This window comes from Heyndrickxia acidiproducens DSM 23148 (assembly GCF_000374345.1).
In the GTDB taxonomy this organism is placed as follows: Bacteria; Bacillota; Bacilli; order Bacillales; family Bacillaceae_C; genus Weizmannia; species Weizmannia acidiproducens.
Genome location: NZ_KB893980.1, coordinates 68,494 through 81,433, shown reverse-complemented (window position 1 = coordinate 81,433; position 12,940 = coordinate 68,494). Strand labels below are relative to the sequence as shown.

17 protein-coding genes are annotated in these 12,940 nt (G+C 45.3%); 9 read left to right on the top strand and 8 right to left on the bottom strand.

What is annotated here, in order from left to right; all coding sequences use genetic code 11:
* Positions 1-26 precede the first annotated feature (26 nt).
* The 4 genes from bshB2 to C232_RS0103430 all read right to left on the bottom strand — a co-directional run bounded on the left by bshB2 (position 27) and on the right by C232_RS0103430 (position 2,601).
* Complete coding sequence (bshB2, locus tag C232_RS0103445; RefSeq protein WP_018661301.1) at positions 27-710, bottom strand: bacillithiol biosynthesis deacetylase BshB2; 684 nt, start codon at positions 708-710, stop codon at positions 27-29.
* Positions 711-723: 13 nt separating this feature from the next.
* A complete protein-coding gene (locus C232_RS0103440) occupies positions 724-1,071 on the bottom strand; it encodes a YojF family protein (protein ID WP_018661298.1) in 348 nt (115 codons plus the stop codon).
* Between the two features lie 173 nt (positions 1,072-1,244).
* Complete coding sequence (pdxK, locus tag C232_RS0103435) at positions 1,245-2,063, bottom strand: pyridoxine/pyridoxal/pyridoxamine kinase (RefSeq protein WP_018661296.1); 819 nt, start codon at positions 2,061-2,063, stop codon at positions 1,245-1,247.
* Between the two features lie 181 nt (positions 2,064-2,244).
* The gene (locus tag C232_RS0103430) at positions 2,245-2,601 is read right to left on the bottom strand and encodes a YflT domain-containing protein (RefSeq protein WP_018661295.1); all 357 of its coding nucleotides are present in this window, start codon (positions 2,599-2,601) and stop codon (positions 2,245-2,247) included.
* A 175-nt stretch (positions 2,602-2,776) separates the two neighbouring features.
* On the opposite strand from C232_RS0103430, the gene C232_RS0103425 reads away from it, so the two are divergent.
* The 3 genes from C232_RS0103425 to C232_RS0103415 all read left to right on the top strand — a co-directional run bounded on the left by C232_RS0103425 (position 2,777) and on the right by C232_RS0103415 (position 4,320).
* Positions 2,777-3,454: a uracil-DNA glycosylase gene (locus C232_RS0103425; RefSeq protein WP_018661293.1), complete on the top strand. Its 678-nt coding sequence runs from the start codon at positions 2,777-2,779 to the stop codon at positions 3,452-3,454.
* A gap of 158 nt (positions 3,455-3,612) precedes the next feature.
* Positions 3,613-3,885 (top strand): YwdI family protein, encoded by a 273-nt coding sequence (locus tag C232_RS0103420; RefSeq protein WP_018661291.1) that lies wholly within the window; start codon positions 3,613-3,615, stop codon positions 3,883-3,885.
* A gap of 63 nt (positions 3,886-3,948) precedes the next feature.
* On the top strand, positions 3,949-4,320 hold the full coding sequence (locus C232_RS0103415) for a DUF423 domain-containing protein (protein WP_018661290.1): 372 nt from the start codon (positions 3,949-3,951) through the stop codon (positions 4,318-4,320).
* 65 nt (positions 4,321-4,385) lie between these two features.
* On the opposite strand, the gene gerQ is transcribed toward C232_RS0103415, so the two are convergent.
* Together gerQ and hemQ are read right to left on the bottom strand one after the other, a co-directional pair.
* Complete coding sequence (gene gerQ, locus C232_RS0103410) at positions 4,386-4,835, bottom strand: spore coat protein GerQ (RefSeq protein WP_018661288.1); 450 nt, start codon at positions 4,833-4,835, stop codon at positions 4,386-4,388.
* A gap of 180 nt (positions 4,836-5,015) precedes the next feature.
* On the bottom strand, positions 5,016-5,768 hold the full coding sequence (gene hemQ / locus C232_RS0103405) for a hydrogen peroxide-dependent heme synthase (protein WP_018661286.1): 753 nt from the start codon (positions 5,766-5,768) through the stop codon (positions 5,016-5,018).
* A gap of 181 nt (positions 5,769-5,949) precedes the next feature.
* Here hemQ and pta point away from each other — a divergent pair, with 181 nt between their 5' ends.
* Both pta and lipL read left to right on the top strand, forming a co-directional pair.
* Positions 5,950-6,921: a phosphate acetyltransferase gene (gene pta / locus C232_RS0103400; protein WP_018661284.1), complete on the top strand. Its 972-nt coding sequence runs from the start codon at positions 5,950-5,952 to the stop codon at positions 6,919-6,921.
* Positions 6,922-7,016: 95 nt separating this feature from the next.
* On the top strand, positions 7,017-7,850 hold the full coding sequence (gene lipL / locus C232_RS0103395; protein WP_018661282.1) for an octanoyl-[GcvH]:protein N-octanoyltransferase: 834 nt from the start codon (positions 7,017-7,019) through the stop codon (positions 7,848-7,850).
* A 635-nt stretch (positions 7,851-8,485) separates the two neighbouring features.
* Here the strand turns inward: lipL and C232_RS0103390 are convergent.
* Entirely contained in the window at positions 8,486-9,235 is a 750-nt protein-coding gene (locus C232_RS0103390; RefSeq protein ID WP_018661281.1) for an RsfA family transcriptional regulator, read from the bottom strand.
* A gap of 270 nt (positions 9,236-9,505) precedes the next feature.
* Between C232_RS0103390 and C232_RS0103385 the strand changes: the two genes are divergently transcribed.
* The gene (locus C232_RS0103385; RefSeq protein ID WP_026314459.1) at positions 9,506-10,807 is read left to right on the top strand and encodes an HD domain-containing protein; all 1,302 of its coding nucleotides are present in this window, start codon (positions 9,506-9,508) and stop codon (positions 10,805-10,807) included.
* Between the two features lie 29 nt (positions 10,808-10,836).
* A complete protein-coding gene (locus C232_RS0103380; protein ID WP_018661277.1) occupies positions 10,837-11,349 on the top strand; it encodes a YwgA family protein in 513 nt (170 codons plus the stop codon).
* 32 nt (positions 11,350-11,381) lie between these two features.
* Here C232_RS0103380 and C232_RS0103375 read toward each other — a convergent pair whose 3' ends face one another.
* Positions 11,382-11,567, bottom strand: coding sequence for a 2-hydroxymuconate tautomerase (locus tag C232_RS0103375; protein WP_018661275.1), 186 nt, complete (start codon positions 11,565-11,567; stop codon positions 11,382-11,384).
* A 155-nt stretch (positions 11,568-11,722) separates the two neighbouring features.
* Here C232_RS0103375 and C232_RS0103370 point away from each other — a divergent pair, with 155 nt between their 5' ends.
* On the top strand, positions 11,723-12,385 hold the full coding sequence (locus C232_RS0103370) for a site-2 protease family protein (RefSeq protein WP_018661273.1): 663 nt from the start codon (positions 11,723-11,725) through the stop codon (positions 12,383-12,385).
* A 27-nt stretch (positions 12,386-12,412) separates the two neighbouring features.
* Positions 12,413-12,925 (top strand): YwhD family protein, encoded by a 513-nt coding sequence (locus tag C232_RS0103365; protein ID WP_018661271.1) that lies wholly within the window; start codon positions 12,413-12,415, stop codon positions 12,923-12,925.
* Positions 12,926-12,940: the final 15 nt, after the last annotated feature.

Sequence of the window (12,940 nt, the reverse complement as noted above, 5' to 3'; positions counted from 1 at the left end):
GCTCCGGTAGCTGCAGATGCTTTTTTCTATTGCACTTTGTCGTTGTCCCAGTCATAGGTCCAGAAATATTCGTACTGCAGCCAGCGGAGGGTTTCGGGGTCTTTTTGCCGCATTTTTTCTTCCCGCTCTCCCATCATCCAGCCGGTTTGCGAGTGATGGGCTTTCATGGCCCCGATTTTTTGCCGGGCTGCGCCGCTGACATCATTCCTCACGTCCGGCTTGCCGATTTCTTCCTCATGATTGTTGGAAAAAGCAACACAGTGCAGTTTCGGGCGTTTATCTGCCGGGATCTGCCGCAATGCGCGTACCACCGCCCGTCCTGTTGCTTCATGGTCAGGGTGTACGGAATAGCCTGGATAAAATGTAATCACAAGTGACGGATTCAGTTCATGAACGAGATCCAGCACCATTTTCGCGAGTTTCTCATCATCTTCAAATTCCACGGTTTTATCGCGCAGGCCCATCATGCGTAAATCCTGGATCCCCATGACTTCCGCAGCTTTTTGCAGTTCTTTTTTGCGAATGTGGGGAAGGGATTCCCTGGTGGCAAACGGGGGATTCCCCAAATTTCTGGCCATTTCTCCCAATGTCAGGCAGGCATAAGTCACCGGCGTACCATGATTGACATGGGTCGCAATGGTTCCGGATACACCGAATGCTTCATCATCCGGATGGGGGAAAATCACCAGTACATGGCGTTCTTTTTCCATTTTTCTCATCTCCTTACTCAAATGGCGTACTGCTCAGTTCAAGGGCTACAGCGAGCTTTCCGTCGGATCCGTGTCCGGCAAACAGCAGCCGGTCAAATTCATCTTTTTCAAAATGGGTCAGTCCTTCTGCGTAAATCCAGCCGATATTCATTTTTAAGCCGATCCGGTAAGGGCCGCTGCCGGCAATTTTTCCATGCTCATATGAAATTTTTGCATTGCGGATATAGGCCCCGGCAGAGAAAAAAGACTCGTCGACATGTGAAGCGTAGGCGCCGTTTGTGGTTTCTAAGTGGATATAAAGCGGCTGGTTTGCATATGCATTCAACAGCTGCTGCACATCGGATGTACGTATCGGTTCCATCGTTTTCCTCCTTTTTTTACTATACGGTTCTTTTTGGCCCATGGATTGGATGGGCGGCTTGCACAGTGAAAATACTCCATTCTAAACATTATAACAAATTACCTGCACCGATCAATTTTAAGCTCCGGATAAAAAATGAGCGGGGACAGGGCCCCGCTCATGCTCATTAAATCTTATTTTGTGGATGGTGAAAAACGTGTATAGGCGCCATGCATCACAGGCCCTACATATTCGTTTAATTTAAAACCGTGTTCGATTGCGATATGGACGAATTCTTTTGCAACTTTTACAGCACCTGAAACGGTATTGCCTTTGGCGAGTTCAGCGGTAATCGCTGCTGCAAATGTGCAGCCTGCGCCATGATTGTAGGTTGTGCTCACTTTCGGGAACTGAAGGACTTCAAATTCTTCGCCATCATAGAACAAATCGACGGCATTTTCTGTTTCCAGCCCTTTTCCGCCTTTGATGACAACATTTTTCGCACCCAGGTCATGGATTTTTATTGCAGCTTCTTTCATATCATCAACCGTTTTGATCGGTCCGGTTTTTGCGAGCTGCCATGCTTCAAATAAATTTGGAGTAGTGATGGTTGCACGCGGCAAAAGCAATTCGCGCATCGCATCTGTATTTTCAGGCTGCAGCACTTCATCTTCGCCTTTACATACCATGACAGGATCAATCACAACTTTATCTAAATGGTATTCATCTATTTTGCGGGCTGCGAGTTCAATAATATCAACAGAGCCGAGCATGCCGGTTTTCATGGCATCAATGCCGACAGAAAGGATGGTTTCCAATTGCTTTTCTACAATCTTTACATCAATCGGAAACACTTGATGATGCCATCCGTTTTTAGGATCCATCGCAACAATAGAAGTAATCGCGGACATGCCATAAACCCCGAGCTCCTGAAATGTCTTTAAATCCGCCTGCAGTCCTGCTCCGCCGCTGGAATCAGAACCGGCCAATGTAAAAGTCTTCTGTAAACCCATCAGCACACATCTCCTTAAAAACGCTGTATATAGTAAAATCACATTATCTTTAGCATATAACACCCCTATCAAAAAAACAAATAATGGAGATAAGACCTATGTATTTTCACCCGTCCCCATAGTTGAGCATAAAAAATGGGCCGGCCAAGCAGCCAGCCGCCCCGAGCTTTATATCCGTCTATTATATTAAATGCTCGATTTCCCCAGGATCTTCTTTATTGCTGGCAGCAATGACAACGACACGCCCCTGGTCCAGTACTTTTTCGTATTGCTCTGCCTCCATATCCGTGAGGCCGAGTGCATTCAATTTTGTTCTCAGTTCATCCCCGCGTTCTCTGAAGACATTTCCAATTGCATTCACCACTCCTTGTTCATCCAAGCCTACTTTTCCAGTTTCGGTGGCGTCAGTTAAATCCTTTGAACGGTTTTTATCGTGTGCAAAAATGTAAATGTCATCTTTTGCAAATCCTTCACTTTCAAATTCATTCACAAGATTCGCGGCTTCAAGCCCGTTTTGGACGACTTCTACTTTATACATGAACAATCCTCCCCTGTGTGAGATTGGCCGCAATCCCGCAAAACGGTTGCGGCTTCTTGTGTACTATATATCCGCTTCCGCCGGCCCTTAAACAAAAGGAAACGGATCTATTGTTTTTCTGCACCTGTATGTGAAAACTGATAGAATGGTAGTATGGAAAGGGGCTGAAAGGAAAATGAAACCTATCTTTCACAATGATTGGGGCCCGCTCTTGGAAGAAGAACTTCAAAAACCGTATTATTTAAAATTGAGGGAATTTCTGAAACGGGAATATGCAACAAAACGCATTCACCCCGATATGTATGACATTTTTAATGCCTTCCATTATACTGCTTTTCGCGATGTCAAAGTCGTCTTGCTTGGGCAGGATCCTTATCATGGCCCAAACCAGGCACAGGGTTTGAGTTTTTCGGTCAAACCCGGGATCGATGTTCCGCCGTCACTGCGGAACATATTCAAAGAACTCCATGATGACTTAGGCTGCAAAATTCCGAATCACGGCAGCCTCGTCAGCTGGGCGCAGCAAGGGGTTATGCTGTTAAATACGGTGCTCACTGTCAGGGAGGGGGAAGCCCATTCCCATCGCGGTAAAGGCTGGGAAATCTTTACCGATGAAGTGATCAAAAAAATCAACAGGAAAGATACCCCTGTTATTTTTCTTTTATGGGGAAGGCCGGCACAAAGCAAGCGGGAGTTGATTGATACAAACAAACATTATGTATTGACTGCAGCCCACCCCAGCCCGTTATCCGCAAACCGCGGATTTTTCGGAAGCCGTCCATTCTCCAAAGTAAACAAAATTTTGAAATCAATAGGGGAAGAAGAGATCCAATGGCAAATTCCGGATCAATGAATAGACATAGAAAAAGAAAAGCCACACTGAAATCACAAAAACCGACAATGTTCCACGTGGAACTTTGTCGGTTTTTGGTGTACTGCAAATGAAAGGTTTTGCAAGCAGGTATGCTAAAATATTCATGAGTACAGCAAATAAGCAATTGAGGTGTGACAATGGCGATCACAATGGGAATGGTCTTAGACAAAATCGAAGAGGAACTGATGAAGGCGAAACAGTCCGGTTCGGAACCGCAAAAACGGGAGCATGTTTATGCCATAAAAGCTTTATGTGAGATCCTGCTTGAAACCAATGAAACGAAACAGCCAGATACGAAACCAGCCGGGCAGATCGCTGTGCCACAAGCCATACCGAGTGTGCCGGAAATCAAAAGCAGGCCGTTAAAGATGGATGATGGCGCAAACGGGGATTCTATTTTTGATTTCTAAACCTGTTTCTCATAGAATAAAGACAGCAGGAAAAATTTTTAGGTTTTTATTGGGGTGTTGATGATGAAATTATTTGTTTTGCTTGGCGTAATTCATGCGTTTTTGTCAGTAGCCTTGGGGGCATTTGGCGCCCATGGGCTGCAGGGGAAAATGGAACAGAAGTACCTGGATATTTGGGAAACGGGCGTACGTTATGAGATGTACCATGCCTTAGGATTAATTGTAATCGGCATCATCTCGGGAAGCATAAAAACTTCTGCGCTGCTAAACTGGTCCGGATGGCTGATGTTTATTGGCATCATCCTGTTTTCAGGAAGTTTGTATATTTTATGTTTAACCAAAATAAGTGTATTGGGGGCCATTACACCAATTGGAGGCGTCGCTTTTCTGGCTGCCTGGGTCCTGCTCGGGACAGCAGCTGTGAAATGGATGTAGTAAAAGCAAATTCAATTCCATGAAAAAAACAGCTCTTATTTGCGGAGCTGTTTTTTCGTAAGTATTTATTCCCGCGGAGAATAGGTAGCCAGCTGCTGGCCGGCTTGCGGTGCGCCAAATGGATACTCATACTCAATTTCTTCTGAGAATGTAACATAATCAACATATACCATTGGAATTAAGAAGCGCTGGCCTGTCTGGGGATCGCTCAGGATTACGTGGTCCCGCCCTGCCGCTTCAATAATGCCGTTAAAAACTTTCGCATTCCACTCCCGGTTGTTTTCAAAAGTGGCATGAATGGAAACTAATTTTCCTTTATTCAGCCGCAGGATATTCTCTATATAAGATTGTTCAAGCGGCAGCTGCCCGGGCAGATTTTGCGAAGGCGCGGCTTGGGTTTGCGGTCCCATCGGCACTTGATACTGCTGCGGATAATAGCTCCCGTAGTACGGCTGTGCCGTCTGCCGGTAATAAGGATATCCGTATACTGGTGGTGTGTAATTCCCGTTTTCCAATTGATTCCCTCCTTAAATTGCGTAGGTGAAGCCTGCCTGTAAACCCATGCTTTGAGTGTGCATCAAAGTAAGGCATTCACTACATTCATGTGTATGAACCGGGAAAACGGGATATGCTAACGAATTCAAACGCAAAACATGTAAAAAAGATCGTGCAGCTTAGCCGGCTGCACGATCTTTCTACACTTGCAAAAATAATTTTAATTTTGCTTCGTCAAGCAGGGTTCCAACAAAGAATGATCCGAAATCACCATATCTGGCGCTGACTTCATCAAATCGCATTTCATACACGATTTTCTTAAACTGCAGCGCATCATCAGATAGCAGGGTTACCCCCCATTCGTAATCATCAAGGCCGGTTGAACCGAGGATATACTGCTTTATTTTGCCGGCGTAACTGCGGCCAATTAAGCCATGGCTCTTCATCAATTCCCGCCTTTTTTCCATTGATAGCATGTACCAGTTATCCTCACCCTGGCGGCGTTTGTCCATTGGATAAAAGCAGAAATATTTGGACTTCGGCAGCACAGGATAGAGCCGTGATTTCACATATGGATTTTCGTAGGCACTTTCATCTGCTTTGCCGCCGTTCACATAGTTACTTAATTCAACAACAGCGACATATGAATAGGCCGGGATTGTATAGTCAGCGATCTTTAGCTTATGAAAGGCCGTTTCAATTTCATGAATATCATCCAGCTGCGGACGCATTGTCCATAACACAAAATCTGCTTTCTGGCCGACAATGGTATATAAGGCATAGGCCCCTTCATGGTTATTTTGAATACCATCCAGTTTGGCAAGAAATTCCTCAAATTCAGCAATGGCTGATTCTCTCTCATCCCTCGATAAAGCTTTCCAGCTCGGCCAGTCCATGGAACGGAAATCATGCAGAGAATACCATCCATCCAGTGTTTCTGCTGCTTCACTCATTCATACTCCTCCTCACACATCTACTTATTTTACTATAACATAGGTTGAAAACAGGAAAAAATATTAAGAAGCGGAAAGGAAAATTGTTAAGTGTTCAGAACAATTCCTGCTTTTGACTTTGCATTTTTTAGCGAATGGAGTATTCTAAAAAAAGAATAGTACCATAAGAGGAGTGGTGGCCATGAGTGCATTTTTTGATGCTGTCAAACAAAAAGTCAAAGGGCAAAATAAAACAATTATCTTCCCGGAAGGTCTGGATGAACGGGTTTTAACAGCTGCAAGCCGCCTTGCATCTGAAGAAGTCATCCGCCCGGTTCTCGTCGGAAACCGCGGTGCAATTGAATCAAAAGCTTCAGCATTGGGTTTATCTGCAGAAGGGATCGAGGTCTATGATCCTGATACATATGAAGGATTTGAAGAGATGGTGAAAGCCTTTGTGGAACGGAGAAAAGGGAAGGCGACAGAGGCAGATGCCCGCAATATTTTAAAAGATGTCAATTACTTCGGGACAATGCTGGTCTATTTAAATAAGGCGGACGGTCTTGTAAGCGGCGCCATTCATTCAACAGCAGAAACAGTCCGGCCGGCACTGCAAATCATCAAGACAAAACCGGGTGTGAAAAAGACATCAGGCGTTTTTATCATGGTAAGGAATAATGAAAAGTATGTCTTTGCTGACTGCGCCATTAATATTGCCCCGGACAGCCAAGATTTGGCAGAAACGGCAGTCGAAAGTGTAAAAACAGCGAAAACATTTGATATTGAGCCGCGGGTCGCGATGTTAAGCTTTTCAACGAAGGGTTCAGCGCACTCGGAAGAAACGGAAAAAGTTGCAAAGGCGGTTGAAATCGCAAAGCAATTGGATCCGGATATGATAGTGGATGGCGAACTTCAGTTTGACGCTGCGTATGTACCGGAAGTTGCCGGAAAAAAAGCGCCGGAATCCGTAATCCGGGGCAATGCGAGCGTATTTATTTTCCCAAGCCTGGAAGCGGGGAATATCGGCTACAAAATGGCACAAAGGCTGGGCCATTTTGAAGCGGTCGGCCCGATTCTGCAGGGTTTAAACGCTCCTGTAAATGATTTATCAAGGGGCTGCAATGCCGAAGATGTTTATCATGTAGCATTGATTTCTGCAGCTCAAAGTTTGTGAAACTGCGCTTTCTCCCACCGATCTAAAATCTGAAGCTGGGAGTCTTGCTGCCCGTTCTGTTGGGATAAAAACAAGTTTGAGGGGAATATCATCATATGGATGAAGCGTTGCAATTATTACGGCAGCCACAATGGCGGATTTTGGACCAATCAAGCCTTGGCCCGCAGTTCCAGGCTGCCCAGTCATTTGCGATGGACGATATGCTGTGTACTTCGGTAGGGGCGCATATGTCCCCTGCAGTTATGCGCGCATGGGTGCACCACCGTACGATCAGCCTGGGGATTCAAGATACAAAACTGCCTTATTTGGAAGACGGCCTGCGCTATCTTGAAAGCGCAGGCTACCGTTATCTTGTCCGCAACTCAGGGGGGCTTGCAGTTGTTTTGGATGAAGGGGTGCTGAATCTGTCGCTTGTCGTGCCTGACACTGAGAAAGGCATGGATATCCACCGCGGTTACCAGGCGATGTGGAAACTGGTTCAAAAAATGTTTGCGGATTTCCCCGTGGATATTGAAGCGCGCGAAATTGCCGGTTCATACTGTCCGGGAAGCTATGACTTAAGCATTGCCGGGAAAAAGTTTGCCGGCATTTCACAGCGCCGTGTCCGCAAAGGGGTGGCCGTACAAATCTATTTGTGCATCACCGGAAGCGGCGCGGATAGGGCACAGTTGGTACGTGAATTTTATAAATGCGGCAAAAAAAGCACAGAGACGAAATTCCAGTATCCGCTGATCATTCCGGAAGTAATGGCTTCTTTATCGGAGCTGCTGCAGGAAAACTTGACGGTGCAGAATGTGATGCTCCGCCTGCTGCAAACATTGAAACAGCTGGGCGGCGAACTTATTTCGATGCCTTTGACCGATCAGGAAACACAGTGGTACGGCCAGTATTACGAACGCATGCTGGCGCGCAATCAGCGATTTTTGTAAACAAAGCCGAAGAAGGCCATTTCGAAACAAAACAGGTTCGGTGTGTGTCTACCATAGCGTTGATGAACGCTATTACAGGCAGAAATATGGCTCGAAATGTAGATCATAGAGCCGATGAACGCTATTACAGGCAAAAAAATGACTCAAAATATAGATCACAGAGCCGATGAACGCTACTACAGGCAAAAGTATGGCTCGAAATGTAGATCATAGAGCCGATGAACGCTATCGCAGACAAAAATTTGGCTCGAAATGTAGATCATAGAGCCGATGAACGCTATCATAGGCAGAAATATGGCTCGAAATGTAGATCATAGAGCCGATGAACGCCATCGCAGGCAAAAATATGGATCGAAATGATGCTCAAAGAGCCGATGAATGCTATCACAGGCAGAAATTTGGCTCGAAATGTAGTTCATAAGGGTGATGAACGCCATTACGGAGCGAAAATAGAGTCGTAATGGCTTTCATAAGCCCGACGAAGTCCATTTCGATGCAGAAACAAAGCCGAAATGTCTTTCATAGCGCCGATGAAGGCCATTTCGAAGCGAAAACCGGGCTGAAACGACTTTCATTCCAATGAAAGCCAGCCGGCCCGGTTTTCGCTTATAAAAGGCGCCTCCGCCCGCTTCCTGCTATTCTGCCAGCTTCTCCAAATTCCCGTTGCGGTCCATTTTGAATTTGGTCGCGCCGGATTCGTCTTCATCAAAAAGGACGAATTTTCTGGCCCGGTTCATGATCTTCATCAGTGTTTCGTAGTCTTCCTGCATGGTGACAGAGCCTTCCTCAAGTTCTTTGACCCGTTTTTTCAGCCCTTCAGTTTCTTTCTTCAACTCGTGGTTTTCGTGTTTCAATCTTGCATTCTCACTTTTTAAAATCGTTGACTGGAATTGTGTATTGTTTAAGTATTGCAGATAACGGATGACTTTCACCAGGTTCATTTCGCCGCTTTCACTGCTCAGTGTGCCTGCTATTGCCGTATGTGTTCCTGTTGAATCGTGTTCATTTTCCACAGGCAGTCCATCCCCGGCGCCTGCGTTTTCCCCGACCTCAATCGTTTGTTCCACGACCAAAGGAATCTCGCCGACTTCTTCAAGTGTTGGGACTGGCGGCTGATAAAGCAGTTTCTTTTTGCCGCCCTGATCTTTTCCAAGCAGGCGCTGGCGTTGTTTGCGCTGTTTTTTTGCCAGTTGCAGCGCTTGCTCGTAATTGTGGCGGACAACCGCATTCCAGCGGAAACCACAGGCAGCCGAAGTCCGGTTCAGCTTATCGCCGACTTCCTCAAAAGCATTTAACTGTGTGCTGCCTTCACGGACATGGCGCAGCACTGTTTCTGCCAATAATAAATCATCTTCTTCACTCCACGCGTCTTGACGTAATTTCATTCTCATTACCCCCAAATATAAAATTTTTGCTTTAATACTAAGAGAATGGACAAAAAGTGCCGGTTTTATACCAATATGGTAAAAAAATAATAGTCTGTTAGCGCACAGACCGCTGTTTTAGGCATGTGAATCCCCTGGTAAACACGTTCTGCAGCTTGCACCGGGTCCCGCTGCTTGCCTCATGAGAACAAATATTCTTATGAATACAAGCTTTTTTTCTGTGTTTTTTACCGTTATAATAAAAATACGATACTAGGAAGAGGGTAAATGATGGAATATTCCAAACTAAAACTCAGCGAGGAAAAAGTTTTTAAGGACCCTGTTCATCGTTATGTCCATGTCCGCGACCAGGTGATCTGGGATTTAATCGGCACTAAGGAATTCCAAAGGCTGCGCCGGATCCGCCAGCTTGGGACAACGTATTTAACCTTCCACGGGGCAGAACACAGCCGTTTTGGCCATTCACTCGGTGTCTATGAGATAGTCAGAAGAATTACAGATGATGTGTTTAAGGACAAGCCGAACTGGAATGGGAAGGACAGGCTTTTATCGCTGTGCGCCGCGCTTTTGCACGACCTTGGCCACGGCCCGTTTTCGCACTCGTTTGAAAAGGTGTTCAACCTGGACCATGAAGCTTTCACACAGCAGATCATTCTAGGAAATACAGAAGTGAACCGGGTTTTGCAGAAGGTTGGGAGAAACTTTCCCAAAAAAGTGGCCGAAGTGATCGCGAAAACATCCGAAAATAAACTGGTGGTCAGTTTGATCTCAAGCCAGCTCGATGCCGACCGGATGGATTATTTGCTGCGTGATGCTTATTTTACAGGGGTCAGCTACGGCCATTTTGACATCGAAAGGCTGCTGCGCGTGATGCGCCCGCATGATGACCAGGCTGTTTTTAAATACAGCGGCATGCATGCGGTGGAAGATTATATTATGAGCCGTTACCAAATGTACTGGCAGGTCTATTTTCATCCGGTGACAAGAAGTGCAGAGGTGATCTTAACGAAAATTCTGCACCGCGCCAAAGTACTGTATGTTTCGGATTATACGTTCCGGCATCAGCCGGTCCATTTTTACTCGCTTTTTAAAAACGAACCGGCGCTTGCAGATTATTTAAAGCTGGATGAGCACATAATGCTTTATTATATTGAGGTGTGGCAGGAAGAAGACGACCCGATTTTGCGTGATTTGTGCACGCGCTTTGTCAACCGCAATTTGTTTAAGTATGCCGAATTTGATCCGGCAAAGGAATTTCAAGTACATAGCCGGCTGGAGAAGCTTTTCCGGGAAGTCGGAATTGATCCGGGTTATTATTTGGTGCTCGATTCTTCCTCGGATCTCCCGTATGATTTTTACAGGCCCGGCGAGGAGGGCGAACGCCTGCCGATCAATCTGCTGATGAAAAACGGGGAACTGAGGGAATTGTCAAGGGAATCTGATATTGTCGAGGCGATATCCGGCAAAAGAAGGACGGACCATAAACTATATTTTCCGCTTGATTTCATTAAAGATATGACTGTACATGGTGACAAGAAAAGGCAAATTGCAGCCTTATTAAAACAATTCTAGATTATGAAGTTTCAGGAGATGAATGGATTGTGTTAGAGGATCATGTGAAAATAATGGGTGCGCTTGCCATATCCGGAGAAATTGTTGGCAGGAAAAAATTGCAGAAGATGATCTACATCGCGAAAAAATTAACTTTTCCTTTTCAAGAGAAATTTGAGTTTCATTTTTACGGGCCATACTCGGAAGAATTAACGTTACAGATTGAAGAACTTACCAACCTCGGTTTTGTGAAAGAAGTAAAAGAAAAGAAGGGCGGATATTTTCAATACCGGTACACGGTGACAGATGACGGCTATGAGTTTTTGAATCTGTATGAACAGAAATTAAAAGGGCTGGATGTCTGCCTGAATGAGATGAATAACCAGAGTGCACGCTTTCTTGAACTTGTGTCCACGGTCATGTATTTTGAAAATCTTCCAAAGGACGAAGTGAAAGAAAAGATTTTTACTTTAAAAGCCAAGCAGCATTACACGGACGAAGAAGTGGAACAAGCCTATTTATATATTGATAAATTAAAGAAAATAGCTAAGCCTGCTATATAAGCTTAGCTATTTTCATCAACGCAGGCACTTTTCTATTCGTCGCTTTTACGGACGCCGCCAACTGCATAATGGTTTTTGGACATTTCTTCAATAAAAACGGTGATATTTTCTTTTGGGGCATTTACCGTCTCGCTTACAGCATGGGTAACTTTCTCCACCAATGCCTTTTTCTGTTCATCCGTGCGGCCTTCCAGCATTTTTACGGTTACATATGGCATATATAGCATCTCCTTTTTTTAAAATCTTGTTTCAGTATAAAATTGTAATTTTTTTTCGGCCCGCCTGCAAGTACCGGCCGGTGGCAAATAGGTGAATAATTCAGGTGAATTTTGTATACTAATGAAAATAATACTTATTTAAAGGGGACCCGTTTGTGGAACAAATACAAAACTTTTTGGCTTATCCGTTAAGAGATATCCCAATTGTTGCGGCTGTGTTGATTATCGCTTTTACTGTCCATGAGTTCGCACATGCTTATACGGCATATCTATTTGGAGATTCAACTGCACAGCGGCAAGGGAGGCTGACGCTTAACCCGGTCCAGCATATCGATCCGCTCGGGGCAATTTTGATTTTTGTGGCTGGTATTGGCTGGGCACGCCCTGTCCCAGTAAACCGCTATCATTTTAAAAATCCGCGTCTTGCAGGGGTACTCGTATCCCTGATGGGGCCGACCAGCAATTTTTTGCTTGCGTTTATCGGCACGATCATCATGAATATACTGGTTGTGACCGGCCTTGGGGCAAGTTTGCCATGGTTTGTGTTAACGTTTTTCAACTATTTTGTGTGGCTGAATTTGGTCCTGTTTATTTTTAACTTGATTCCGCTGCCGCCGTTGGATGGTTATCGTATCATTGAAGACGTGGTTTCGCCGTCTGTGCGTGCAAAAATGACACAGTATGAGCAGTACAGCATTCTTGTATTCCTGGTCATCCTCGTGACACCGCTTGATCAGTATACGATTTCGCCGCTCATCAACAGCGCGGTTCCGTCGATTATGAGAAGTTTCCAAACCATTGTAACGGTGTTCAGCTAGTTAAATTTTCAAGGGGAGGGATGAAAGATGGCTGAAGAAAAGAAAAAAATTGAATTCAATATTATTAAAAACGCACCAACAGATGGGCATCGCGGTTTTGGCGTCGGCGCCCTCAGCTTGGAGAATGTCTCCCCGGTGATTATCGATATCAATGAGGGGACGGCAGTTGTTGATATCGGTGCGATGCATGCCCGCAGTGCAGTTGAAAAAAGGGTCAAGTTTTCCCCGGATCGTTCGGAAGTGCCGGAAGAAGGGGCAAAACCCTACTGGCTTGTCTGGGTTACAATCGAACGGGGGGAAAAAGGCTCGTACTACGCCGGTGTCACGGCGTGCGAAATGGTGATCAATAAAGAAAAGCGGCGCGGTTATAAGTCGTTGCCGGAGCACGTGAACCGGCTGGACAAGTCAATGAAGCGGCATATCATTGTCGATCATATGGACGATCGTTCAAAAAAAGTGCTGGCGAATTTTCTCCAGGAACAAAACCAGGAGATGTGGGTGCTTTCAAGTGATGAGCTAAAGGCAGCATTAAGGGTCTGACCAGTTGTTGGCCAG